The following is a 24,242-nucleotide window of genomic DNA, read 5'->3' as shown; positions in this document are numbered from 1 at the left end:
TGGATGAGTCGAGAGGAGAGCGACGATGCAGTTCGGAATCTTCACGGTCGGCGACGTGACCACCGACCCCACCACCGGCGTCACGCCGACGGAGGCGGAGCGGATCAAGGCGATGGTCACGATCGCGCTCAAGGCCGAGGAGGTCGGGCTGGACGTGTTCGCCACCGGCGAGCACCACAACCCGCCGTTCGTGCCGTCCTCGCCGACCACCATGCTCGGCTACGTCGCCGCGCGCACCGAGAAGCTGATCCTGTCCACCTCGACCACGCTGATCACCACGAACGACCCGGTGAAGATCGCCGAGGACTTCGCGATGCTCCAGCACCTGGCCGACGGCCGGGTCGATCTGATGATGGGCCGTGGCAACACCGGGCCGGTGTACCCGTGGTTCGGGCAGGACATCCGCCAGGGCATCCCGCTGGCCATCGAGAACTACGCGCTGCTGCACAAGTTGTGGCGCGAGGACGTGGTCAACTGGTCCGGCAAGTTCCGCACGCCGCTCCAGGAGTTCACCTCGACGCCGCGGCCGCTGGACGGTGTGCCGCCGTTCGTGTGGCACGGCTCCATCCGCAGCCCCGAGATCGCCGAGCAGGCGGCCTACTACGGCGACGGCTTCTTCGCCAACCACATCTTCTGGCCCACGTACCACTTCCAGCAGCTGATCCAGCTGTACCGGCAGCGGTTCGAGCACTACGGGCACGGGTCTGCCGACCAGGCCATCGTCGGGCTGGGTGGGCAGGTGTTCATGCGCCGCAACTCGCAGGACGCCGTGCGCGAGTTCCGGCCGTACTTCGACAACGCGCCGGTGTACGGGCACGGGCCGTCGCTGGAGGACTTCACCTCGCAGACGCCGCTGACCGTCGGCAGCCCGCAGGAGGTCATCGACAAGACCCTGACCTTCCGCGAGCACTTCGGCGACTACCAGCGCCAGCTGTTCCTGATGGACCACGCCGGCCTGCCGTTGAAGACCGTGCTCGAGCAGCTCGACCTGCTCGGCGAGATCGTGCCCGTGCTGCGCCGCGAGCTGGACGCCAAGCGCCCGGCCCACGTGCCCGACGCCCCCACCCACCAGTCGCTGCTCGCGAAGAAGGTGTCCGCATGACCACCATCGCCGTCGTGACGGCCGGTCTCGGCCAGCCGTCGTCCACCCGGCTGTTGGCCGACCAGCTCGCCGCCGCCACGCGGGACGCGTTGGGCGAGGCCGAGGTGACCGTCATCGAGCTGCGGGACATCGCCGTCGACGTCACCAACAACATGCTCACCGGCTTCCCCAGCCCCAAGCTGGCCGCCGCCATCTCCGCCGTGACGTCGGCCGACGCCCTGATCACCGTCACCCCGGTGTTCACCGCTTCGTACAGCGGGCTGTTCAAGTCCTTCTTCGACGTGCTGGACAAGGACGCCCTGGTCGGCAAGCCCGTGCTGATCGCCGCCACCGGCGGCACCGAGCGGCATTCCCTGGTGCTCGACTACCAGCTGCGGCCCCTGTTCGCCTACCTGCGGGCCGAGGTCACCCCGACCGGCGTCTACGCCGCGTCCTCCGACTTCGGCAGCCCGTCGCTGCACGACCGCGTCCGCCGCGCCGGCGCGGAGTTGGCCGACCGGGCGGCCGGTCTGCGGACCGTGGCCAAGCCGGCCGACACCTTCGTGCCGTTCGAGCAGCTGCTGGCCCAATAGGTTCTGGCACAGTAGGAACGTGCAGATCGACATCCTGTCCGAGGTCACCGACGAGGTGGCGGACGCCTTCACGCGGCTGCTGCCTCAGCTTTCCTCCTCCGCCGCGCCGCTGTCCAGGGCGGCGCTGGCGGCCATCGCCGCCCACCCGGCCACGACCGTTTTCGTGGCCCGGGACGGGGAAACCATTGTCGGCACGCTGACTTTGGTGCTGTACCCCATCATCACCGGGCTGCGGGCCCACATCGACGACGTGGTCGTCGACTCGGCCGCGCGGGGCAAGGGCGTCGGCGAGGCCCTCACGATGGCGGCAGTCCGCCGGGCCGGCGAGGCCGGGGTCCGCACGGTCGACCTCACCTCGCGGCCGTCCCGTGAAGGCGCGAACCGGCTGTATCAGCGGCTGGGCTTCGAGCTGCGGGAGTCGAACCTCTACCGGTACACCATTCGACAAAAGTAGTACGCCGCGTTCCGACGCGAGATCGATGCCCGATCACCCGATCAGCTCATAGTTTCGTGGCATGTCGCACCTCTCGCTGGAGATCAACCACGACCTGGCCACGCAGGGCCTCGGCATCGGGCTGATCGTGGTCATGGTCGCGGTCGGCCTGTTTCTCGTCGTCTTCTTCCTGGCCGCGCTGTTCAGCATCCTCGGGGCGGACATCGGGTGCGGCGGCAAGATCCTGTGGTTCTTCGTGGTGCTGTGCCTGCCGTTCCTGGGCAGCCTGTTGTGGTTCGTCGCGGGCAAACCCCGCCCCCGCCAGTACTACTGACCCCGACCTCATGCCTCATCGATCGCCACGGGTTGACCGGGGTCGCCGGCCACGGTGGAGTGAGAGTCACTTTTCGCCTGCCGCCGGCGACTTCCGCCTCCTGTGAAGGACAATCCCTATGAGTCAGCTCAGCCGCCGCTCACTGCTGACCTCGGCCGCGCTGCTGGCGGCCGGCAGTGCGCTGGCCGCGCCGGCCGCCGGCGCGACGAACCGGCGCTGCCCGTCACCGATCGCATTGCAGATGTGGTCGCTGAACGACCAGGCCGAGCAGGACCTGCTCGGCACGCTCGACAAGGTCGCGGCGATCGGCTACGTGGCGATCGAAAGCTATGACCTGTACGACAATTCGCCGAAGGTCGTGCGGGCGCACCTGGACAACCTCGGCCTCGGGCTGTGCAGCTCGCACGCGCCGTTCCCGTCCGGCCCGGACGCGAAGTCGATCCTCGACACGTACGCGGAACTGGGTTCCCGCACCCTGGTGTGGAGCCTGGAGCCGGAGGAGTTCGACAGCCGGGACGCGATTCTGCGCGGGGCCGACCGGATCAACGAGGCGGTCGTCAACGCTCGCCCGTACGGCATGCGCATCGGCTACCACAACCACTTCGCCGAATTCCGCAACTCCTTCAACGGCCAGCAGGCCTACCGGATCCTGCTGAACGCGCTGGACCCGGCAGTGGTCATCGAGCTCGACACGTACTGGGCCCAGACCGGCGGCGCCGACCCGGTGAAGGTGCTCCGGTCACTCGGCCGCCGGGTCGAGTACATCCACATCAAGGACGGTCCGGCCACCGGCATGGACGACTACATGGTCCCCTACGGCACGGGCACGATCGACGTCGACGGCATCGCCCGCGCCAACCCCGACGTGCGCTGGAACATCGTCGAGATGGACCGCTCGCACTACGACATGTACTGGCTGCTCAACAACTGCTACGAGTACCTCGTCGGCCGCGGTCTGGCCGTCGGCCGACGACCGGTCAGTTGATGCAGGGCACACCGTCGGCCGTGATGGCCGCGTTGGACGAGCTGGTCTGTGCGGCGGCGGCGAAGGTGTTGAGCTGCACGGCGGCGTTGCCGGTGAAGCCGTACTTGGTGTTGTAGTCGCTGCCGAGGATGACCCGGACGTGGCCGTCGGTGATGGAATCGTCGGCCACCAACGGAATCCCGCCCAGCGCGGTGGCCACGGCCTGCGCCGCCGCCTTGCCGCCGGCCGGGTAGTTCACGCTGGAAGCCTTGCGGGCAGTGGCATTGCCGGTGTCGCCGCGGCCGAAGCCCTTGCTCACGGCCGTGTCCAGCACGCTGGCCGCGAGGCCGGAGACGCCGGAGCCGTTGCGAACGTCCACGATGGTCGACGAGTAGTCGGCGGTGTTGGGCTTGGCCGCGCCGGTGCCGCCGGCGGCGGTCGAGCCGGCCGGCCCGGCGATGGTCTGCTGGACGAACTGCTGCACCTGGGCCGGGTCGACCTGCACGGCGTCGCCGTCGTGCGGGGTCTGAAGGGTGATGCTGACGATCGGGATCGTCACGAACTTGATGTTGCCGGTGCTCATGCCCTGCAGCTGCTGGGCGAACTGGAGCACGTCCCAGCCCTGGTCGATGACCACGGCCTTCTTCACGGCGTCGATCAGGTTGTTCAGCTTGGTCGGGTTGGTCAGCGTGCCGGCCGACAGCACGGTCTTGGCCATGCTGGACATGAACGCCTGCTGCCGCTTGATCCGGTCGAGGTCGCCGTTGGGCAGGCCGTGCCGCTGCCGGACGAAGGCCAGCGCGTTGGAGCCCTCCACGGTCTGCTGGCCGGCCGGGAAGTTGGCCCCGGAGAAGGAGTCCTTGACCGGGTTGATCAGACACACCGGCACGCCGCCGATGGCCTGGCTGATGAAGTAGAAGCCGGCCAGGTTGACCGCGGCGTAGTGGGTGATCTCCAGCCCGGTGAACTGCTGGATGGTGGCGATGGAGCTCTTGGCGCCGGCCTCGGCCGCCTTGGTCTCCAGCTCCGCGCCCTTGACGCCCTGCTTGGACAGCGTGGCGTAGGCGTCGTTGCGGCCGTAGCTGTAGGCCGAGTTGATCTTGTGCTTGCCGTAGTCGCCGGCGATCTGCACGTAGGAGTCGCGCGGGATGGAGATGGCGGTGGCCGCGCCGCCGCCGGCCGGGATGTGGATCACGATCATGGTGTCGGTGGTGTCGCCGCCGTCGTCCGCGCCGCCGGCGTGCAGCTGGTTGAGCACGTCCTGCGGCAGCGGATTGCCCATGGCGTCGGTACGGGTGTCCAGGCCGACCATGAGGATGTTCTGCTCGGCCGCCGGGGGCACGCTCTTGCCGATGACGTTGGCCGTGGTCAGGCCGTCGAGCCGGGCCAGCTGGGACCACGCGTACCAGGTGCCGCCGAACACGACCATCGACACCACGGCCAGCAGCACCTGGACGGTGCGCAGGGCCGGGTTCTGGCGGCGGCGCGCGACCGGCCGGGGCGGCGGCCCGGCCGGACGCGGCGGCATCCGCCGCGTGTCGAGGCGCTCCGGCATGGCGCGACCCCCTTCTGCGTGGTCAACGGGGTCGCACGGCGGTGCACCCACTCTCCCTTAGACGTCCATAGTGCCTTGCCGTTGCCCGCTGTGAGGCGGCCGCCGCCCGTCCGGGCGGGCGACCTGGACAACCGGGGCGTTCCGCCCGCGCGAGGACCACCGTGGGTGACGGCATCACCTCATCGGGTCAAGGGCAGGCCGAAGCGCACCGGCACTCCGGGTGACCACAGCACGCTCACCGGTGGCTCGGCCGGCCGCGGCAGGCCGGCCGCCGCGACCAGGCCCTCCTCGAGGTCCAGCAGCTCGGCCCGGTGCAGCGGCCACCGTGGGTGCTCGTTCGGTATGTAGCGCGTGCGACCGTGCCAGGCCACGTGCAGTCCCCAGCGCGCGGTCAGGAAGTGTTCCAGCTCACTCGGTTCGGGAACAGGTGGCCCGCGCAACACCCGGATCCGGCTCGACGGCCCGCCGCGGCGGCGGCTGGTGTAGGTGACGACGTCGCCCTCGTGGTCGATCCGCATCGACGCCCAGAGGTACGGCAGGCCCACGCCGTGCTGGCCGATGAGCACGGGCAGCAGCCGGGCGGCGTCGAGCGAGCGGAAGACCACGCCGCGTCGGCCATGATCGTCCACTGAGTACAGTCGCACGTTCGTCTCCGGGAACGTGCCGAGATAGGGCATGCGCCACACCCACCGCATGCGGAACGGAACCAGCCCCACATAGGTGGCGCCGGCCAGGGTGTCCGGTCGCGTGCCGGGTGGGAGCAGCCCGGCGACGCGGTCCGGTTCGACCGGCCAGTGCAGGAAGGCGAGCTCGCGCCACGACTGCGTCATCACCGCTCGGCGCAGCGGCCGCGGTGTCGTGACGGTGACCGGCTCGACCTCCATGCCACCGACCATAGCCCACCGGTTGCCCGAAACTACCCGGCCGGCAGTGACTCCCGGGCAGTCAGGTCACCGGAAAAGCATTGGGAGACAACAGATACATCACCGTCCTACGTAGATGTGCGTATACCCGGCGGCCCGGCCGCGAGATGAGGATTCGTGTCATCAGCAGGTCAGGCCGGGGAGAACGCACGTCGTGGGTCAGCAAGCAAGCAGGTATCTCGTCGTCAGCGACACCGTCTACACCGACGGCCACGGCGATCCCGTGCGCCTCGTGCTCAACACCCGCACCTCGCGTGTCAGCACGCTCGGCGACAAGGTGGCCCGGACGCTGTCTCACGGCGATTGCGGCACGTTGCCGGCGGCCGTCTCCGATCACCTCGCCGACCTCAGGATCCTGGTGCCCGAGGGCCGTGACGAGCTGACCGACGTGCTGGACGAGCAGCGGGCCCGGTCGCGCTCGGCGGCGTCGCTGAACTACATGCTGGTGCCGACCGGCTACTGCAATCTGGGCTGTGAGTACTGCGGCCAGGTGCACGTGCGCGGCAAGAGCTCGGCCAACCACCGCAGCGCCGTGCGGGACCGGATCCTGCGCGCCGTGCACCGGCCGAGCACCGAGGAGATCCGGATCGGGTGGTTCGGCGGCGAACCGCTGCTGGCGTATCCGGTCATCCGTGACCTGGCCGGGCAGTTCGTCGAGGCGTGCGCGACGGCCGGCGTGCGCTACCGGTCACGGCTGACCACTGACGGATCTGAACTGACCATGCGCAAACTCCGTGTCCTGTATGAGGAATGCGGGGTCGATGCGCTGTGCGTGACGATCGACGGCTTCGGCGACCGGCACGGGCGGGTGTTGGGCGTGATGGCCGACGTCGTGCGGCAGGCCGACGAGTTCCCGTTGCTGCGCCTGACGATTCGCGGCAATCTGGAGCTGGCGAACCTGGACCACGTTGACGCCTTCATCGACGTCATGGTCAAGGCCGGCCTCAACCACCCGATGATCGAATTCGACCTGCGCGTCGTGCCCTCGTGGACCAACGACGTGGCCGCGCCGCGGGTGGCCCGGCAGCGGTTCGCCGCGGCGGAACCCCGGTGGCTGCGGCGGATGCACGACGTCGGCATGGTCACCCGGACCCTCATCCCGGGGCAGCTGCGCGGCCCGATCTGCCCGGCCGTGACCCGCAGCGCCGAGGTGATCAGCAGCAGCGGCGCGATCTTCTCGTGCACCGAGCATCCGCTCGTGCCCCAGCACGAGCAGGGCGACGTGCTGGAGCTCGTCGAGCACGCCGACCACGACCGGCAGCGGCCGGCCGGGCAGTACGACGACTGGCACGACCGGATCAACCGCGGCGAGCAGAGCTGCGCCGGCTGCGTGTTCCTGCCGGTGTGCGGCGGCGGCTGCCCGAAGCACTGGGGCGAGGGAAAATCACCCTGCCCCAGCTACAAGTTCAACATCCAGCAGCGGCTCGACCTGGAAGCCGCTCGAGCCGGTCTCACACCGCTATTGACGTGACCCGGCCGACCTCTGTACTGAGAGAGGCATGGTCACTGAGGGGCGTGCGAAGTTCGGCGAACACGAGACCTGGTACCGGATCACCGGTGAGCTCGGCTCAGGTGGGGTGCCGCTGGTCGTGCTGCACGGCGGCCCCGGCTGCACGCACGACTACCTGCTGCGGCTGACGTCGTTGGCCGGCGACCGGGCCGTCGTGCACTACGACCAGCTCGGCAATGGCCGGTCGACTCATCTTCCGGAGGCAGCACCCGACTTCTGGACGGTTGAGCTCTTCCTGGCGGAGCTGGACAATCTGCTGGAGACGCTGGGCATCGCCGACCGGTACGCGCTGCTCGGGCAGTCGTGGGGCGGCATGCTGGCCGCCGAGCACGCCGTGCGCCGGCCGGCGGGCCTGCGCGGCTTGGTGATCGCCAACTCGCCGGCGTCCATGCACCTGTGGTCGGCGGCCGCCGACCGGCTGCGGGCCGAACTGCCGCCGGCCGTCGAGCAGACGCTGCGTGCGCACGAGGCCGCCGGCACCACCGACAGCCAGGAGTACAAGGAGGCCGTCGACGTGTTCTACGAACGGCATCTGTGTCGCATCGTGCCGATGCCCGACGAGGTGGCCTACGCGATGGGCCAGATCGATCGGGATCCCACCGTGTACCACGCGATGAACGGCCCCAGCGAGTTCCACGTGATCGGCAGCATCCGGGACTGGTCGATCATCGACCGGGTCTCGGCCGTCGCCGTGCCGACCCTGCTCGTGAGCGGTCACTTCGACGAGGCGACACCGGAGACCGTGCAGCCGTACTTCGACGCCATTCCCGATGTGCGCTGGGAGATCTTCGCCGAGTCCAGCCATATGCCGCACGTCGAGGAGCCCGAGCGGTTCGCCGAGGTCGTCGGCGGGTTCCTGGGGACGCTGTCGTGAGCGAGCTCGCCGACTTCGGCTACCGGCAGGAGCTCAAGCGCTCGCTGCGGCTGCGGGACCTGCTGGTGTACGGCTTGATCTTCATGGTGCCGATCGCCCCGTTCGCCATCTTCGGCGTGGTCTTCAACGCCGCCAAGGGCATGGTGCCGCTGACGTACGTCATCGGCCTGGTGGCGATGTTGTTCACCGCGTTGAGCTACCGGGAGATGAGCCGCGCCTTCCCGGTCGCCGGCTCGGTGTACTCCTACGCCGGTCGCGGCATCGCCCCGTGGGTCGGTTTCCTGGCCGGTTGGGCCATTCTGCTCGACTACCTGCTCGTGCCGACCCTGCTCTATGTCACCGGCGCGGCGGCGCTGGGCACCGTGGTACCGGTCGTGCCGCAGTGGCTGTGGGTGGTGTTGTTCGTCGTGTTGAACACCGTGGTCAACCTGGCCGGCATCGAGACCACGGCCCAGGTCAACCGCTGGTTCCTCATCGGCGAGCTGGTGGTGTTGGCCATCTTCGTCGTCGCCGCCGTGATCACCGTGTCCGCCCGTGGGGCGTGGTCGTTCACCCCGTTCTTCAACGCCGCCGAGTTCTCCCCCGGCCTCGTCTTCGCCGCGTTGTCGGTGGCCGTGTTGTCCTTCCTCGGCTTCGACGCCATTTCCACCCAGTCCGAGGAGGTCCAGGGCGGGCCGCGGGTCGTCGGCCGGGCCACCGTCATCTCGCTGTGCCTGGTCGCCGTGCTGTTCATCGTGCAGACCTGGCTCGCCGCGATGCTGGTGCCCGGCACCACCGAGTTCGTCGGCCAGGACGCGACCAACCAGGCCTTCTACCAGGTCGCCGGGCTCGCCGCCGGGCCGTGGCTCACCGTCCTCGTCGCCATCACGTCAGCCTTGGCCGCCGCCGTGGCCAACAGCCTCGTCGCCCAGAACGCCACCGCCCGCCTGCTGTTCTCCATGGCCCGCGACCACACCCTGCCGTCGTTCCTGGCCCACGTGAACCAGAAACGCCGCGTCCCCGAGCGCGCCGTCCTGCTCGTCGCCGTCGTGTCCCTCATCCTCGGCATCTTCTTCGTCGGCCAGATCGAGTTCCTCTCCACCCTCGTCAACTTCGGCGCCCTGTTCGCCTTCCTCATGCTCCACGTCTCGGTGGCCGTCTACCACCTGATCAAGCGCCGCCAGCGCACCTTCGGCATGCACCTCGCCGTGCCCCTCATCGGTTTCGTGATCATCGGCTACGTCCTGCTCAACGCCGACGACGACGCCAAGATCGGCGGCCTCATCTGGCTCGCCGTCGGCGTCGTCGTCATCGTCGTCCGCAAGCTCACCCGCCGCCCCATCGACCACTGAACCCCCGCGAGTCCCGCTCTCCGGCACACCGAAATACGTTTTCGCGCAGAACCGACCCTCGGCTGCCCGTTAGGGTCGCCCGGTGAGCGACAACGACGAGACGGTGGTCGAGATCTCCGTGCCGGAAAGCGAGGTGTCGGCCCGCGCCGACGCGGTGCTCGACTGGCTGCTCGCCATCGGCGTGGTCGTGCCGAACCTCCCCCGGGCCCGCATACCTCCCTGGCCCGGAAGCCGCGTCTCGGACCACCACCGAGACGGTCATCGACTTGTTGTGGAACACCGGCGTCACTGTCATCACGGACCGGATGGTCTTCGACTCGGCGCAGAACGTCACGCCGCCCGACTGTCCGGCCTGCACCGTTCGCCTCGGCATCGACCACTACATCGACCAGATGACACCCTGGCTGCTGTCCGGTGAGCCGACCGTCGGCTGTCCCGCGTGCGGGCATGCGGCGCTGCTGGGTGACTGGCCGGGCACATGGACCTGCCAGGTCGGCAATCTGGGCGTGCGCTTCACCAACTGGCCGCCGCTGCGGGATGACTTCGTCGGCGAACTCGGCCGGCGCATCGGCCCCCGGTGGCGCGTGGTTCGGGCCCACCGCTGAGAAGGTGTGCCCGAAACCGCATTTCGGTGTGCCGGAGAGCGGGACTCGCGGGGGTCTGGGGCTGTCAGCCGAATCAGGCGGGCTTGAGCTCGGCCATCTCGGACCAGCCGTCCTGCGGGATGGTGACGTTGATGATCTGCGGCGTGGTGGCGATGGCCTTGGGCAGCTCAGCCATGGCCGCCTGGAAGTGCGCGGACGTCACGTGGGCCTCGGCGGCGTCGTCCTGGAAGCCCTCGGTCAGCACATAGACGTTCGGGTCGTCGACGCTGCGGGACCAGTCGAAGAAGACGTTGCCGGGCTCGGACCGTGTCGCGGCGGTGAAGTCGGCGACGATGTCCAGCCAGCGGTCGGCAACCTCGGGACGGACGGTGAACCTGACCACGATGAAGATCACGGCGAGCCTCCTGTCGAGTGGGCGAGGCCCACGATACCGATGATCAATACCGCCGCGCCGATGGTGAGCAAAGTTGAGGCGTGGGAACAAAGCCACGCCACCCGCGCCCGCACGCACGAAGGCACCGCGCCCAACTCCGCGAAGCGGAACGCCAGCAGGGACAGCGTGAGCGTGCCACCGAGCACGACCAACGAGATCACGAGCTCACCTCCGCGACGACCAGGTACACGTTCAGCACGGTGATCAACGCCGCGCAGCCGGCCGCGGCGACGGTGGTGACGCGGCGGTTGACGAAAGACCCCATGACGTCGGCCCTCCGCGTCAAAAGCACCAAGGGAATGAGAGCGAACGGAATGCCGAACGACAGCGCGACCTGGGAGATGACCAGGCTGTCCGTAGTCGGCAGCCCCAGCGCCAACACGGTCAACCCGGGCAGCATGGTGATCCCCCGCCGCACGTACAACGGAATGCCGCGGCGGATGAAGCCCTGCATCACGACCTGCCCGGCATATGTCCCGACGCTGGACGACGAAACCCCCGAGGCCAGCAACGCGATCGCGAAGGCCAACGCCGCCCCTCCCCGACGAGCCGCCCGAGCGAGTCGTGCGCGGACAGGATCGGGTCTCCGGCGATCGGCAGCGACGCCGCCAGCACCAGCATGGCCATGTTGATCAAACCGGCGGTGCCCAAGGCCAGCAACACGTCCACGGCCTGCGACCGCAGCAACGTATGCCGGGACATCTCGCTACGGTGATGGGCACGCTTCTTGGTCAGCGCCGAGTGCAGGTAGATCACGTGCGGCATCACCGTCGCGCCGATGATGCTCACGGCCAGCAGCACGCTGCTCGACCCGGCGAACCCCGGCACCAGCCCCGACGCGACGTCCCCGTGCACGCCGACCGTGGCCAGGTCGTAGGCGAACCCCAGGAACACCACGCCGAACAGCGCCGCGATGGCCAGCTCGAACGGGCGACGGCCGTGCTGCTCCAACGCGAGCACCCCGAACGCCACCCCGGCCGTCATCACGCCGGCGATCGGCAGCGGCACCCCGAACAGCAGGTTCAGGCCGACCGCCGCGCCGACCAGCTCGGCCAGGTCGGTCGCCATCGCCACCAGCTCGGCCTGTACCCACAACCCCCGCGACACCGGCCGCGGGAAGTGCTCCCGGCACAGCTCCGGCAGGTCCCGCCCGGTGGCGATGCCCAGCTTGGCCGACAGGTACTGCACCAGCATCGCCATCACGTTGGCCGCCAGGATCACCCACAGCAGCCGGTACCCGAACAGCCCGCCGGCCGTGACGTTCGTGGCGAAGTTGCCGGGATCGATGTACGCCACCGCGGCCACGAACGCCGGTCCCACCAGCTTCGCGGAGACAGCCGGCCGCAACGCGACAGAGCCCGGATCACGCTCAAGCACAGCCACCTCCCATGTGTCAAAGTGCGATGCTTGGAAGGGGGCCTTCCTCCACTCCGAGTGCAGGAAGGCCCCCTTCCAAGCGAAAAATCAGGCGACGGACGGGCCCATGCCTAGGGATTGGGGGTGCTGGCGTCGGGTGAGGGCTGGTGCAGGCCCTCGTCCAGGGGGCCGAATTCGGTCATCAGGGCGGCGCTGCCGCCCCACGGGGTCTGTTCCTCGGCGATCAACGAGTTCGTCGTGAGCAGCAGGCCGGCGACGGAAGCGCCGTTCTGGAGGGCCGACCGGCACACGCGAAGAGGGTCGATGATGCCCATCTCGACCATGTTCCCGTAACGCTCGTGCAGGGCGTCGAAACCCTCGTCCTCGCCGAGTTCGCGAGTACGGGCCAGGATCTGCGCGGCCGGCAGGCCGGCGTTGGCGGCGATGAGGAACGCCGGCTCGGACAGCGCCCGCCGGACGATCTCGGCGCCGGTGGCGTAGTCGCCGGTGACGCCGAGGTCGGTCAACACCTTCTCGGCGTGCAGCAACGCCGCCCCGCCGCCGGGCACGATGCCCTCGGCCATGGCGGCCCGAGTCGCGGACAGGGCGTCCTCGACGCGGTGCTGGAGTTCCTTGAGTTCGGCCGGAGTCGCCGCGCCGACCCGAATCAACGCGACTTTCCCGGTGAGAGCGCCGATTCGCTCGGTCAGCACGTCCTCGTCGGTGCCGTTGACCGCACGTTCCAGCTCGGAACGCAGCTGCGTCACCCGGAACTCGATGTCGGCCTCGCTGCCGAAGCCGCCGACCACGGTCGTGCTGTTCTCGGTGATACGAACCTGTTGCGCCCGGCCGAGATGCTCCAACGTCAACGTCTCCAGCGAGAACCCGGACTGCCGTGACAGCACGGCCCCGCCGACCACGGCGGCGAGATCCTCCAGCTTGTGCAGCCGCCGGTCGCCGAAGCCGGGAGCCCGCACGGCACAGGCCTTGAACATGCCGTTGACGTGGTTGTGCACCAACATGCTCAGTGCCGTGCCCTCGACGTTCTCGGCGATCACCAGCAGCGGCCGCGGATCCCGCATCACCTTGTCCAGTATCGGCATCAGCTCCTGGACCTTGGTGATCTTCTCGCTGCACATCAGGATGTACGGGTCGTCGAGCACGGCCTCCAGCCGGCCGGGATCGGTGACCAGATAAGGCGAAAGGTAGCCGTTGTCGAACTCGAAGCCCTCGACGAAGTCGACCCGCATGCCGATCTTCGGCGACTCCTCGATGCTGACCACGCCGCCCTCGCCGACGGTGTGCAGCGCCTCGGCGATCACGGCGCCGACGTGATCGTCGTCGTTGGCCGAAATCGCGGCCACCCGGGCGAAATCCTGGCGCGAGCCGACCGGGTGCGCCACCTTCTCCAGGTGCTCGACCAACAGGCCGACGGCGTGGTCGATGCCCCGCTTGATCAGCACCGGGTTGCCGCCCTGGCTGATCCGGGCCATGCCCTCGCGGATGATGGCCTGCGCGATGACCGTGGCCGTGGTGGTGCCGTCGCCGACCACGTCGTTGGTCTTGATCGCGGCTTCCTTGACCAGCTGCGCGCCCATGTTCTCGAACTGGTCCTTGAGGTGGATCTCCCGCGCGATGGTCACGCCGTCGTTGGTGACCACCGGCGATCCGGTGATCTTCTCGATGATCACGTTGCGGCCCTTGGGGCCCAGCGTGGACTTGACCGCCTCGGCCAGCTTGTCCACCCCCGAGAGCAGCAGGTCCCGGGCTTGCGCGCCGAAGCGCAGTTCCTTGGCCATGGTCCAAGCCTCTCTACGGGGTGAGCACGGCCCGGCCGCGCACCCGGCCGGCGTCCAGGTCGGCCAGCGCGTCCGGCGCGGCGTCCAGCGGGTACTTGCGGGTGTGCAGGGTGACCTTCCCCTTCTGCGCCAACACCATCAGCTCGACCAGGTCGTTGTACGTGCCGACCAGGTTGCCGACCACGTTGCGCTCGGTGGAGATGATGTCGATGGTGGGGATGTCGAGGTTGCTGCCGTAGCCGATGACGAAATGCGAGCCGCCGCGCCGGGTCATGGCGAAGGCGTCCTGCTGGGCGCCCTGCTCGGCAACGAAGTCCAGCACCACCTCGGCCCCGTTGCCGCCGGTCAGGTCGAGCACCGCGTCGACGTGCTTGCCGTCGGCCACGATCGTCTGGTCCGCGCCGAGTTTCGCCGCCAGGTCAAGGGCTTCCGGGTTGCGATCGACGACGACAATCGTGGTCGCGGTCAGCGCGGCCAGCGACTGGATGCCGATGTGCCCGAGCCCGCCGGCCCCGTTCACCACGCATACCGTACCGGGGTACAGCAGAGGAACCGCCTTGCGCACGGCGTGGTACGCCGTGATGCCGGCGTCGGCCAACGCCGCCACGTCGGACGGCTGCGTGGCCGGGTCCAGCTTGATGCAGGCCCGGGCCGAGGTCAGCAGGTACTCGGCCATGCCGCCGTCGGCGTTGATCCCCGGGAAAACCGAGCTGACACAGTGCATGTCGTCGCCGGCACGGCAGGCGTGGCACAGGCCGCAGGTCGGCGTCGGGTGCAGGATGACCGTGTCACCGACGGCCACATTGGACACTCCGGAACCGATTTCCTCGACCCAGCCGGCGTTCTCGTGTCCGATGGTGTACGGCAGCGTGACGCCGGACCGCGACGCCCACTGCTCCTCGATGATGTGCAGGTCGGTGCGGCAGACACCGGCGCCGCCGATGCGCACCACCACGTCGAACGGGTCGGAAACCCGCGGCTCCGGCACCTCTTCGACGACGGGCTGCTTGTGGTAGGAGTGCAGCCGAACGGCCTTCATAGCTCCTCCTTCACTCCGTAACGGCCGAGCAGCATTCCCCGGCACACCCCGGAATTGGCCTCCTGGCTGACCCGTGTCAGCCGGGCAAGGCCAAGGTGGGCCCGGATGTCGGTGACCGCCTCGCCCGTCGCCGGATCGAGCACCAGCGGATCGGAGTCCCCGCTGGGCAGGCCGAGTTCCTTCTGCGGGAACGCAACCGCTCTCGGTCGGCGCCCTCCGGTGCGTCGCCGAGAGTGAGGTCGACAAGGCTGAAACGGTCGACGCCGGTGGCGATCAGCGCCCGGCAGACCCGGTCGGTGCCGGCGAGCACGGCCCGGCGCAGGAAGTCCGCGCGCAGGTCGTCGAGCTCGGCGACAGCCTCACCGGGGAAGGAGTCCACGAAGCCGGCCCGCTGAGCCACTCCGTCGTTGATCGACGCAGCGGCGAAGTGGTCCTCCAGCTTCACGGACACCGCGGTCACGCCGGGCACGGCGCGAACGGCGTCATAGGCGTCCGCCACCATCAGATAGGCGAAGTTCGGCGCGCAGAAATACGTCGGCAGCCGCAGCCGCACGCGAACCTCGCCCTCCTCGGTGACCAGGCAGTGCGAGACGAAACCCAGGTGGGTCAACGGCTCGTCCAGCTCGGGATCGAGCACGGTGCCCAGGGCCGACCAGACCGCCGCCAGCACGGCGGCGGCCTGGTCGGGGGTACGAGTCACGGAGGTCATGACGCCGGCACACCGACCGGCTCGACCTCGGGCGCGTCGACCTCGCACTCCGGGGGCACCTTCAGGTCGTACAACTTGGCCGCGTTGAGGCCGAGGATCTTCTTCTTGGCCGTCACCGAGAGCTTGCCGTAGTCGGAGAACTCCTCGCCGTCCGGCATCTGCCAGTCGACGAAGCCCTCGACCTGCCACTTGGGCTCCCAGATGGCGTAGTCCGCGCCGAACACCAGCCGGTCCTCGCCGAGCCAGAACAGCAGCTCGCCCATGACCTTGGCGAAGAACCGCGGCCGCGCGTGCATCAGACCACCGACCACAACGGACAGTCCCGCGTAGACGTTGGGCTCCTGCGTGGCCATGAAGCAGAAGTCCTCGATCCGCGGCAGGCCGACGTGCTCGACGATGAAGTTCAGCTCCGGGAAGTTGGTCGCCGCGTGGTCCACATCGGACACATCGAAGGCATCCTTGTCCAGCGGCCAGATCGTCGGCCCCTTGTGGATGTGGATGTTGCGGATGCCCAGTTCCTGGCACTTCTCCAGGTACCGCGCGGCTTCCGGGCTCTTGAGGCTCCAGCCGCGTGAGTCGCCCTTCCACTCAGCGGTGTAGAGCTTCGCCCCGACACAACCCCAGCGCTTGGCTCGCTCCTCGAGCGCCTTCAGTCCGTCCTCGCCGTCGCGGGGATCCCAGTTGGTGTTCACCACGAACTTGCCGGGATGCCGTTCAGCCAAGGCACCGTTGGCCTCCGTGGTGTTGAACCCCTCCGTGTACCACTGCCGGAGGTTGGTCGGCTGGAAGATCGCGACGTCCACGTGGCCCTGGTCGAACAGATCGGTCATCATCTGCTCTTCGGAGTACTTCTGGAACTTCTCCAGCGGCCAGTGCGTCTGCGCCGGGCCGAGGCTCTGGTACGCGTGGAAGCACTCGATCCAGCCCTTGGCGAACTCCTCCTGGCCGGGCACCCAGTTGGCCGGGCTGGCGTCCCAGAAGTGGGTGTGGCCGTCGACCACGAAGTACTTCACACCGTCCTTGACGTACACGCTGCCTCCTAGGACCGGGCCACGAGGTCGAAGTCGAGGTACTCGGCGGCGTCCTCGGGATTGGCGAACATGATCGTGCGGTCGTCCTCGTGGATCATGCGCCCGTAGTGGGTGGACATGCTCTCCTCGAACTCGGCCGCGGTGAACCAGCCCTCCTCCTCGCCGGCCGCCTCGTCGATCTCGCTGTACACGACGTCCATCCGGCCGACCGCGTCCACCCTGATCATCGACGGCAGCGGCAGCACGGTGACGTTGTCCTTGGCGGCCATCACTTCCGCGACGATCGCCCCGACCTGGTTGTTCATCAGGGTGAAGCCGCACATGTTGGAGGCGGTGCTGTTCTGCTTGAACGGGCTCTCGGCCGTCTTGAAGGTGGTCACTGGCCCAACTCCTTCGGTGCCGTCAGTTCCAGTTCGGACAGGATCGCGCTGAACCGACTCTTGGCCCGGTCGAGGCCGTCCTCGAAGCGCGGCGGCTTGGCGTCCGGCTGCGACCACAGCGGTTGCAGCGTGCGGGCGGCGTGGATGCAGCGCGGCACCCAGGTCGCCAGCCAGGACTGCATCAGCCGGCGGTTCTCCGTGCCGAACTGCTTGTCGTTGACCAGCAGCTGGAACATCGGCTTGGTGTAGCGGAGATCCCGCTCGGCGAAGTCGTACTCCTCGGCGCCGATCAGGGTCGGCGTGATGAAGTCCCCATTGGACGGTGCCGCCTGCTGGACCAGGTTGCTGCGGAACAGTTCCCCGACCAACGGCTCGAAGACGACGTTGGCCGCGAAGATCGCCTCGCACCAGTCCCACACGCCGGTCAGCTGCTCGGCGGTCTCGCGAACGCCCTGCCAGGACGGGTCGGAGTTCCACGTGGCCAGGTGCGCGCCGCCGTCGAAGTCGGCGATCTCCTCGCTCAGCGTCAGGTTGTACAGCGCCAGGTCCTGCGCCGCCCGGATGCGGTGCATGCTGTTCACGGAGATCGCGTTGTTGTGCATGTTCGTCGGCGCACGCCGGTTGGCGTTGGCGAACAGGTACAGGCCGAGGCCGTGGTCCACGTGCATCCACGCGCCAACGTGCTGGGCCACGAACTGCACCCAGTTGCGGTTCCACTGGTCGAACGCCTTGGCCTGGCGGGCCGCCTCGATGTTCTGGTTGAGCTGGCGGACCACGTTGGAGTTGTAGCGGTAGAGGGTGAGCTCCCACTCCTCGTTGGGGTCACGGAACTCGTGCCAGCCGTGGGCCGGCCACTCGTAGCCCTGGCCGCCGGAGCCGGCGTAGCGCTCCGGCACCGGCCGGTCGCTGCCCCAAGCCCGCAAAGCGGTCCACTCCAACGGATAGCCGCCCGTGCCGTCGGCGAAGCCGTACAGCCAGCCCTGGGACAGGTAGTGCCGTGGGTCGGGCTGCACCTCGACGGTGACGTCCTCGTAGTGGCTCTGCTTGCGCTTGGCCGGCTTGAAGTAGTTGTAGCGGCGTGCGTCGGAGTCGGGGAACACCTTGGCGCCCGCCTCGGCGTCGGTGAACACCGGCTTGGGCACGCTGCGTTCGGTGGTGGGTTCTGCGGTGGTTGTCATCGGCTAACTCCTTCAGCCGCCGGTCGTGGTGAACTTGTCGTAGAAGACCCGCTTGTCGGCCACGCCCAAGGCGGGCAACAGCTCCAGCGCCGCCTCGACCATCGGCGGCGGCCCGCACACGTAGGCGTCGGCCCCGGACAGGTCGGACTCCCGCCGCCGGACCACGTCGGTGATCAGCCCGACCTCGCCGTCCCACGGCTCACCGTCCGGTTCGGACAGTGCCGGCACGAACGTCAAGCGGGGCAACCGGGTGGCCAGCTCGGCGAGCTCCTTCTCGAAGCAGAGATCACGCCGGGAGCGGGCGCCGTAGTAGAACACCGCCTCGCGGTCGATGCCCCGTTCGGCCATGGTCCGCAGCAGCGCCAGAATCGGCGCAATGCCGGCCCCGCCGCCCAGGAACACCAGCCGGGAAGTGCTGTCCCGCAACGTGAACACCCCGAACGGCCCGGTCACCGACAACCGGTCGCCGACCGCGACTTCGTTGTCCAGCACGCCGGAGAACAGGCCGTCGGGGTAGATCTTGATGACGAACTCGAGCAGGCCGCCGGCGGCCGAGGTGGTGGCCATCGAGAACGACCGCGTGGCGTCCCGCCCGGGCACCGCGAAGTCCAGGTACTGGCCGGGAAAGTACTTCAGGTCGGCCGGCTCGACCAGCCGCACCACCAGCTGCACCAGGTCATGGGTGACGCGGTCCTTGGACACGACCTCGACGACCGCCTGCTGGATCGGCAGCCCGGAGCGGATCATCTCCTCGTCGTAGTTGATCAGCTCGATGGTCACGTCCTCGTACGCGTGGGCCCGGCACAGCAGCGTGTAGCCCTCCTCCTTCTCGTAGTCGGGCAGCGCGAACGTGGAGTACCGGTCGTGCTCGACGTCGTCGCCGTCGAGGATGAACGACTTGCAGGCCGCGCACTGGCCCTCCTTGCAGCCGTGCATGAGCATCACGCCCTGCTCGGCGGCGGCCCGCAGAATGGTCTGGTCCTCGTCGGCCTCGATCTCGATGCCGACCGGCTCGAAGCGGATGCGGTGCTTGTCGCCCATGGAAAAGCCTCTCGCTGGGGGCGAGGGAGGCGGCCGGAGGTCGCCTCCTCTTCGACCGCGTGTCAGGCCCGGGCGGGAGCCGGCCTGCCGGCAGGACCCTGCCGGTTGTAGTCGGCCTGGAACGCGGCCCGCTCCTCGTCGGTCATCTGGTTGAGCAGCACGTTCGGGCTCTGCACCGGGGGCATCCGCCGAAGGTGGTCCAGCGTCCACATCTTCTTCGGGTTCAGGTCCAGGTGCGGCTGCGCGACCATGGTCTTGCCGTCGTCGCGCACGAAACCCATGTCCTGCACCACATCGGCCCAGTTCCAGCCGTGGTACAGGGTCTCCCACTCGCGGGCGCCGATCAGCTGGCCCATGTTCGGCGTGTTGCGGCCCTGGTAGGTCGGCCGGAACGCCTCGGCGTCGGTCCAGCGGCAGGCCTCGTGGCAGTACGTGCGCCACTGGCCGTCGACCTTGTCCATCACCATGTCCTCGCGGACCAGGCACGGCACCATGCAGGTCCAGCAGCGGTGCGGGTACACGTAGTCGACGTTCTCGGCGACGATCGGGTGGTGCCCGTTCGGCGTGGCCAGGCGGTTGTAGTTCTCCCACCACTTGCCGTACTTGTCGTACCAGCCCGGGTACTTGTACTCGAACCACTCGAAGTCGGTGTCGGTCATCGCGTCGATGCGCCAGTAGTTGGCCAGCCAGCCGGTGGCGAAGAACTGCGCGACCTCGTGCACGTAGCCCTTGTTCCAGATCTGGTTCCAGGACTCCTCGATGAGGTCGTGCGGAATGGTCAGGCCGTACTTCTCCAGCGGCACGAGGTAGCTGCGGTAGTAGTCGTCGTAGATCCAGCGCCGCCACATCTCCGCGTAGCTCTCACGGTCCTTGCGGCGGTCCTTGGTGCCGTACTCGATGAAGGTGCCGATCGCGGCGTCGACCACGCGGTGGTTGTTCCACCACGCGTAGCGCAGGTCGCGTTCGAGCAACTGGTGGTTGGACTCGTCGGACAGCGCCATCAGCAGCGTGGCGTAGCCGTTGCTGATGTGCCGGGACTCGTCGGACTGCACCGAGTGGAACACCGTCGGCAGCAGGTAGTCGCCGTTGGCCGCGGCCTCGGCCGGCATGGCCACGAACAGCGTGTTGGTGAACGCCGTCTCGGCCACGATGGTCAGGTAGATGCTGGCCGCGGTGATGGCGTCGCCGGTGATGAAGCCCTCGGCGAACTGCCGGCCGATGGTGCCGCAGTAGTCGTTCTGGAAGTTGCGCAGGCTGGAGTTGAAGCCGGCGGGATCGATGTAGTTGTTCATGTACAGGCGCTTGAGGTTCTGCTGGATCGTCGAGTGCCGTACCTCGTCGATCATCTGGATCGCCTGGCCGTTGTGCAGCTCCGGGTTGGGCACCGTGCGGAACAGCAGCGGCATCGCCCGGGCGGCCGAGATCTCGGGCAGCGGGATGATGGACAGGAACAGCTTCTGCCATTCCAGCCAGCGTTCCTGGACCTGCCGGAACATGTTGCCGCGAATGGCGCCGTCCTCGGCGCCGTACACGCGGTGGTCCTTCTCCTCCTGCATCGGGAAGTAGGACCGCAGCACCTGCTTGAGCGGGTCCTTCTTCTTCGCCTTGCGGAAGGTGTAGTCGGTGCCGTAGTGCGAGACCGGCTCGTGGTACACCGGGTCCCAGCTCAGCTCCTGGATCTTCTGGTGTGCTTTCGCCACGCTCTGGCGGCTCATGGTCACTCCTAACCCGCCGGTCGCCGGCGGTGAGCGCGTCGTCGTTGCGCCTGTCGCGCTAGGAATTACAACCGGGAACACGGGTCGTTCCCGGTCTCAAAATGAGACAGTCAGCGGGGCCCGAACTCCTTGTCGAGCAGCTCCGCGAGCTTCGCGCGGTTCTCCTGGACCACCCGTTCGTCGGTGCCGCCGACAACGGGGGTGAGGCCAAGGGCCCGCAGCAGCTGGGCCGCGGGCTCGCCGGGATGCCCGGCTTCGCCGAGCACCGGGTGGTAGCCCTGTTCGACCAAGTGAGTGAAGACGACGTTGACAATCGTCCAGGGGTTGTAGGACTCCTTCTCCTCCATTGCCCACACACCTCCGACCTCTCATCCCACTCCGGTCGGGGAAGTCGGGTGTCTCAATTTGAGACACCCGCCGACGCGGGAAGGGGCCTACGCTGGGCCGAGCGGGAGGCACCGCCGGGTGCCCGCGGCCAGGGCTGTCCGTGGGTAGGAGGTCCATGTGCAGGACGTAGTGGCGGCCGACGAGAGGCGACTAGCCCGCACCCGGGAGCGGTTCCTGACCTCGGAGTCCTTTGCCGCCGACCAGGTGCGCAAGGCGATTCTGGACTCGTGGTGGCGGTCGCGGCGGCTGCGGGTGCCGGCCGACCGGATCGTGCTGCCCTACGTCCGCGAGCCCGAGCTGGACTCGCCGCTGATCCGCGCCGCGACGCCCGTCCTGCAACGACTGGGCGACCAGCTCGACGGCCAGCCCATCAGCCTGATCCTCACCGATCCGACGGGTGTGGTGCTGACCCAGCGCACCGGCGACGCCGACCTGCACCGCAAGCTGGAGCGGGTGGAGCTGGTGCCCGGTTTCAGCTACGGCGAGCAGTTCGTCGGCACCAACGGCATCGGCACCGCGCTGGAGGAGGGCCGGCCGACCCACGTGTTCGGACACGAGCACTACGCCGAGAACCTGGAGACCCTGGCCTGCGCGGGCGCACCGATCCAGCACCCGGTGACCGGCAAGCTGGTCGGCGCGATCGACCTGACGTGCTGGAGCCGGGACGCCGGCCGGCTGCTGGTGGCGCTGGCCCAGTCGACGGCCGAGCAGATCAGCCAGACCCTGTTGACCCACAGCAATCCCCGTGAGCTGGCCCTGTTCCAGGCCTATCTGCGGGCCTGCCGGCGGACCACCGGCATCGTGCTGGCGTTCAACGACGGCATCGTGATGATGAACGACCACGCCCGGCAGCTGCTGGACCCGGCCGACCAGTCGGTGCTGATCGGGCACGCCACCCAGGCCGTGGCCGAGCGGCGGTCCAGCACCGCGGACGTGGCCCTGCCGACCGGCAGCAAGGTGCGGTCCCAGTGCCGCAAGGTGTTCGGCCAGCACCGCACCGACGTGGCCGGCGTCGTGCTGTGCGGCAAGCTGATCGACTCCGAGCCGGAGGGGGCGGGCGTGCCCGAGCCGCGGCTGCCGATGTTCCTGCCCGGCGCGGTCGGCTCCGCGCCGCTGTGGCTGCGCTGCGCCCACGACGTGGATTCCGCTTACAGCGCGGGCGAATGGCTGGTGCTGGGTGGGGATCCGGGCGTGGGCAAGACGACGCTGGCCCGCTGCGTGCACCAGCGCCGGCACCCGACCGGCCGCGTGCACCTGCTCGACGCGGCGGCCGCGAACGCCGGCTGGCACGACGATCTCCGGCGCGAGCTGGTCGAGGATCCGGTGGACGCGCTGGTGATCCGGCACGTCGACCGGCTGGCCGGCCCGGCGCTGGCGACCACGATTCGGTTGCTACGCCTGGCTTCCCGCACCACATGGGTGTCGCTGACGTTGACCGAGAACGCCATCAACCGGCCGGAGCTGGCCGAGCTGCTGGCGCTGTTCCCCCGTACCGTGCGGGTCCCCCCGCTGCGCCGGCACGTGGAGGACCTGTCCGAGCTGGTCCCGTTGTTCCTCAACCGCCTTGGCCACGGCGGTCAGCTGACCTGCTCGCCGGCGGCGATGCACCTGCTGATGCGGGCCGACTGGCCGGGCAACGTCGCCGAGCTGCACCACGTGCTCAAGACCGCGGTGCAGCAGCGGCGGACGGGCACCATCCAGCCCGGCGACCTGCCGGCCGAGTTCCGCACCCTGACCCGGCGGCCGCTGTCCCGGCTGGAGTCGATCGAGCGGGACGCCATCGTGCAGGGCCTGGCCGACAGCGGCGGCAACAAGGTGCAGACCGCGCAGCTGCTGGGCATGTCCCGGGCGACGCTGTACCGCAAGATCCACGAGTACGGGATCGTGACGCCGGAGCGCTAGAACACCTGGGCGTGCGGCGTGGCCCGCGGGAAGACGCTGGCGATCTTGGCGACGTCGTCGCCGGGGCCGCCGTAGACGTCGATACGGGTGATGTCGGCGATGCCGGGCAGCTGACCGAGCAGCTCGCGGCTGTTCTTGCCGTGGGCGGCCGACGCGGCCGCGTCGACGTACTCCTCGATGAAGGTGTAGCTGCCGGGGGCGTCGGAGAACACGCGGTAGGACAGCGTGCCGGGCTCGTCGGCGGTGCCGGCGACCAGCGCCTTGGCGATCTCCTCGAACTCGGCCTGCTTGCCGTCGTGCGGGGTGATCTCGACGCGCACATAGATGCTCATACGGCCAGGTTATCGGCCGGTGATCAGCAGCTCCAGGCCGTCGAAGATCCGGTCGAGCCCGAACTGCCAGCTGCTGTCCGGTTTCGCGCCGGCGGCGTCGTCGGTCGCGGCGACCAGGGCCGGGAACCGGTCGCCGTGCGCGGCGATCCGTTCCCGCAGGCTCTTGTCCCGGTTCCACGGCTGCGTGCCGGCGGTCGAGGCCGAGCGGGTGTTGCGGATATGCCCGCTGACCAGGAAAACGGCGTCCATCCGCTCGGCGCCGGTCAGGCCCGTGCCGTCCAGCGCGGCCACCGCCGCCTCGGTCCAGCCGATCTCACGCGGGCCCATCGCCCGCTCACCGACCGTCGCCGCCGGCAGCCACGGATGCCGCTGCCAGGTCTCGCGCATCAGGCCGGCCCACGCGGCCAGCTTGGGCCGCCAGCCGCCGGGCACCGTCGACAGGTCGGGCGGCTCCCCCACCGCGATCTCGATCATCACCGCGACCAGCTCGGCCTTGTTGGTGACGTGGCGGTAGAGGGCCATCTTGGTCACGTCAAGCAGGCCGGCCACCTGCTGCATGGACACCGAGGCCATGCCGGCCGCGTCGGCCAGCGTGATGCCGGCCGCGGCGATGCGGGGCACCGTCAGCGGGGTTCGCGTGACCGATCCGCCCTGGTCGCCCAGCTCCCAGAGCAAATCCGTGCCGGAAAACCTGGCACTTTCTGTCACCGACGGCCCCTTGCTGTCCTCCCCAGGCG

Annotated in this window: 24 protein-coding genes and 3 pseudogenes; 10 read left to right on the top strand and 17 right to left on the bottom strand. The window is 68.8% G+C overall.

Annotation, left to right across the window (positions count from 1 at the left end; genetic code table 11):
• Nucleotides 1–25: 25 nt before the first annotated feature.
• From M3Q35_RS03195 to M3Q35_RS03175, 5 genes are all read left to right on the top strand, one after another.
• Entirely contained in the window at nucleotides 26–1,102 is a 1,077-nt protein-coding gene (locus M3Q35_RS03195) for an LLM class flavin-dependent oxidoreductase (RefSeq protein ID WP_273940074.1), read from the top strand.
• Nucleotides 1,099–1,674 carry an FMN reductase gene (locus M3Q35_RS03190; RefSeq protein WP_273940073.1) on the top strand — a complete coding sequence of 192 codons (576 nt, stop codon included), beginning with the start codon at nucleotides 1,099–1,101 and terminating at the stop codon, nucleotides 1,672–1,674. Before M3Q35_RS03195 ends, M3Q35_RS03190 begins: the two co-directional genes overlap by 4 nt.
• Before the next feature lie 19 nt (nucleotides 1,675–1,693).
• Nucleotides 1,694–2,128, top strand: coding sequence for a GNAT family N-acetyltransferase (locus tag M3Q35_RS03185; protein ID WP_273940072.1), 435 nt, complete (start codon nucleotides 1,694–1,696; stop codon nucleotides 2,126–2,128).
• A 61-nt stretch (nucleotides 2,129–2,189) separates the two neighbouring features.
• Nucleotides 2,190–2,441, top strand: a complete 252-nt coding sequence (locus M3Q35_RS03180; RefSeq protein ID WP_273940071.1) for a PLDc N-terminal domain-containing protein — start codon at nucleotides 2,190–2,192, stop codon at nucleotides 2,439–2,441.
• Nucleotides 2,442–2,559: 118 nt separating this feature from the next.
• Nucleotides 2,560–3,426, top strand: a complete 867-nt coding sequence (locus M3Q35_RS03175) for a sugar phosphate isomerase/epimerase family protein (RefSeq protein ID WP_273940070.1) — start codon at nucleotides 2,560–2,562, stop codon at nucleotides 3,424–3,426.
• Here the strand turns inward: M3Q35_RS03175 and M3Q35_RS03170 are convergent.
• Both M3Q35_RS03170 and M3Q35_RS03165 read right to left on the bottom strand, forming a co-directional pair.
• Nucleotides 3,419–4,960, bottom strand: coding sequence for an LCP family protein (locus M3Q35_RS03170; RefSeq protein WP_273940069.1), 1,542 nt, complete (start codon nucleotides 4,958–4,960; stop codon nucleotides 3,419–3,421). The two genes, M3Q35_RS03175 and M3Q35_RS03170, sit on opposite strands and share 8 nt — an antisense overlap.
• Nucleotides 4,961–5,139: 179 nt before the next feature.
• Complete coding sequence (locus tag M3Q35_RS03165) at nucleotides 5,140–5,844, bottom strand: YqjF family protein (RefSeq protein ID WP_273940068.1); 705 nt, start codon at nucleotides 5,842–5,844, stop codon at nucleotides 5,140–5,142.
• 193 nt (nucleotides 5,845–6,037) lie between these two features.
• Between M3Q35_RS03165 and M3Q35_RS03160 the strand changes: the two genes are divergently transcribed.
• The 3 genes from M3Q35_RS03160 to M3Q35_RS03150 are packed head-to-tail and all read left to right on the top strand — an operon-like array spanning nucleotide 6,038 to nucleotide 9,598.
• On the top strand, nucleotides 6,038–7,354 hold the full coding sequence (locus tag M3Q35_RS03160) for a radical SAM/SPASM domain-containing protein (protein ID WP_273940067.1): 1,317 nt from the start codon (nucleotides 6,038–6,040) through the stop codon (nucleotides 7,352–7,354).
• Between the two features lie 28 nt (nucleotides 7,355–7,382).
• Nucleotides 7,383–8,267 carry a proline iminopeptidase-family hydrolase gene (locus M3Q35_RS03155; protein WP_273940066.1) on the top strand — a complete coding sequence of 295 codons (885 nt, stop codon included), beginning with the start codon at nucleotides 7,383–7,385 and terminating at the stop codon, nucleotides 8,265–8,267.
• Nucleotides 8,264–9,598, top strand: a complete 1,335-nt coding sequence (locus M3Q35_RS03150) for an APC family permease (protein WP_273940065.1) — start codon at nucleotides 8,264–8,266, stop codon at nucleotides 9,596–9,598. Before M3Q35_RS03155 ends, M3Q35_RS03150 begins: the two co-directional genes overlap by 4 nt.
• Before the next feature lie 69 nt (nucleotides 9,599–9,667).
• Here the strand turns inward: M3Q35_RS03150 and M3Q35_RS03145 are convergent, their stop codons facing one another.
• The gene (locus tag M3Q35_RS03145; RefSeq protein WP_273940064.1) at nucleotides 9,668–9,811 is read right to left on the bottom strand and encodes a hypothetical protein; all 144 of its coding nucleotides are present in this window, start codon (nucleotides 9,809–9,811) and stop codon (nucleotides 9,668–9,670) included.
• A 53-nt stretch (nucleotides 9,812–9,864) separates the two neighbouring features.
• On the opposite strand from M3Q35_RS03145, the gene M3Q35_RS03140 reads away from it, so the two are divergent.
• Nucleotides 9,865–10,203 (top strand): hypothetical protein, encoded by a 339-nt coding sequence (locus M3Q35_RS03140; RefSeq protein ID WP_273940063.1) that lies wholly within the window; start codon nucleotides 9,865–9,867, stop codon nucleotides 10,201–10,203.
• Nucleotides 10,204–10,276: 73 nt separating this feature from the next.
• Here the strand turns inward: M3Q35_RS03140 and M3Q35_RS03135 are convergent, their stop codons facing one another.
• The 12 genes and pseudogenes from M3Q35_RS03135 to M3Q35_RS03080 all read right to left on the bottom strand — a co-directional run bounded on the left by M3Q35_RS03135 (nucleotide 10,277) and on the right by M3Q35_RS03080 (nucleotide 21,231).
• Entirely contained in the window at nucleotides 10,277–10,597 is a 321-nt protein-coding gene (locus M3Q35_RS03135; protein ID WP_273940062.1) for a putative quinol monooxygenase, read from the bottom strand.
• Nucleotides 10,594–10,797, bottom strand: a complete 204-nt coding sequence (locus tag M3Q35_RS03130; protein WP_273940061.1) for a hypothetical protein — start codon at nucleotides 10,795–10,797, stop codon at nucleotides 10,594–10,596. The genes M3Q35_RS03135 and M3Q35_RS03130 overlap by 4 nt, the downstream gene beginning before the upstream one ends.
• Nucleotides 10,794–11,932, bottom strand: a pseudogene (locus M3Q35_RS03125) (Nramp family divalent metal transporter). The gene M3Q35_RS03130 and the pseudogene M3Q35_RS03125 overlap by 4 nt, the downstream one beginning before the upstream one ends.
• 168 nt (nucleotides 11,933–12,100) lie before the next feature.
• Nucleotides 12,101–13,791, bottom strand: a pseudogene (gene groL, locus M3Q35_RS03120) (chaperonin GroEL).
• Nucleotides 13,792–13,804: 13 nt separating this feature from the next.
• Nucleotides 13,805–14,830 (bottom strand): NAD(P)-dependent alcohol dehydrogenase, encoded by a 1,026-nt coding sequence (locus tag M3Q35_RS03115; protein ID WP_273940059.1) that lies wholly within the window; start codon nucleotides 14,828–14,830, stop codon nucleotides 13,805–13,807.
• A pseudogene (locus M3Q35_RS03110) lies at nucleotides 14,827–15,539 on the bottom strand (iron-sulfur cluster assembly protein). Before M3Q35_RS03110 ends, M3Q35_RS03115 begins: the two are co-directional and overlap by 4 nt.
• Entirely contained in the window at nucleotides 15,536–16,570 is a 1,035-nt protein-coding gene (locus M3Q35_RS03105) for an amidohydrolase family protein (RefSeq protein WP_273940058.1), read from the bottom strand. Before M3Q35_RS03105 ends, M3Q35_RS03110 begins: the two are co-directional and overlap by 4 nt.
• A gap of 8 nt (nucleotides 16,571–16,578) precedes the next feature.
• Complete coding sequence (gene mimD, locus M3Q35_RS03100; RefSeq protein WP_273940057.1) at nucleotides 16,579–16,950, bottom strand: propane 2-monooxygenase effector subunit MimD; 372 nt, start codon at nucleotides 16,948–16,950, stop codon at nucleotides 16,579–16,581.
• Nucleotides 16,947–18,128, bottom strand: coding sequence for a ferritin family protein (locus tag M3Q35_RS03095; protein WP_273940056.1), 1,182 nt, complete (start codon nucleotides 18,126–18,128; stop codon nucleotides 16,947–16,949). Before M3Q35_RS03095 ends, mimD begins: the two co-directional genes overlap by 4 nt.
• Before the next feature lie 12 nt (nucleotides 18,129–18,140).
• A complete protein-coding gene (locus M3Q35_RS03090; RefSeq protein ID WP_273940055.1) occupies nucleotides 18,141–19,169 on the bottom strand; it encodes an NADH:ubiquinone reductase (Na(+)-transporting) subunit F in 1,029 nt (342 codons plus the stop codon).
• A 62-nt stretch (nucleotides 19,170–19,231) separates the two neighbouring features.
• Nucleotides 19,232–20,884 carry a ferritin family protein gene (locus tag M3Q35_RS03085; RefSeq protein ID WP_273940054.1) on the bottom strand — a complete coding sequence of 551 codons (1,653 nt, stop codon included), beginning with the start codon at nucleotides 20,882–20,884 and terminating at the stop codon, nucleotides 19,232–19,234.
• A gap of 110 nt (nucleotides 20,885–20,994) precedes the next feature.
• Nucleotides 20,995–21,231: a hypothetical protein gene (locus M3Q35_RS03080; protein ID WP_273940053.1), complete on the bottom strand. Its 237-nt coding sequence runs from the start codon at nucleotides 21,229–21,231 to the stop codon at nucleotides 20,995–20,997.
• Between the two features lie 157 nt (nucleotides 21,232–21,388).
• Between M3Q35_RS03080 and M3Q35_RS03075 the strand changes: the two genes are divergently transcribed.
• On the top strand, nucleotides 21,389–23,173 hold the full coding sequence (locus M3Q35_RS03075; RefSeq protein WP_273940052.1) for a sigma-54-dependent Fis family transcriptional regulator: 1,785 nt from the start codon (nucleotides 21,389–21,391) through the stop codon (nucleotides 23,171–23,173).
• On the opposite strand, the gene M3Q35_RS03070 is transcribed toward M3Q35_RS03075, so the two are convergent.
• Nucleotides 23,170–23,505 carry a putative quinol monooxygenase gene (locus M3Q35_RS03070; RefSeq protein ID WP_273940051.1) on the bottom strand — a complete coding sequence of 112 codons (336 nt, stop codon included), beginning with the start codon at nucleotides 23,503–23,505 and terminating at the stop codon, nucleotides 23,170–23,172. The genes M3Q35_RS03075 and M3Q35_RS03070 overlap by 4 nt on opposite strands.
• Nucleotides 23,506–23,514: 9 nt before the next feature.
• On the bottom strand, nucleotides 23,515–24,213 hold the full coding sequence (locus tag M3Q35_RS03065; RefSeq protein ID WP_273940050.1) for a TetR/AcrR family transcriptional regulator: 699 nt from the start codon (nucleotides 24,211–24,213) through the stop codon (nucleotides 23,515–23,517).
• Between the last annotated feature and the right edge of the window lie 29 nt (nucleotides 24,214–24,242).

This window comes from Kutzneria chonburiensis, from assembly GCF_028622115.1.
Taxonomy (GTDB): Bacteria; Actinomycetota; Actinomycetes; order Mycobacteriales; family Pseudonocardiaceae; genus Kutzneria; species Kutzneria chonburiensis.
The sequence above is the reverse complement of the archived record's forward strand: the minus strand, read 5'-3'. Positions and strand labels throughout refer to the sequence as shown.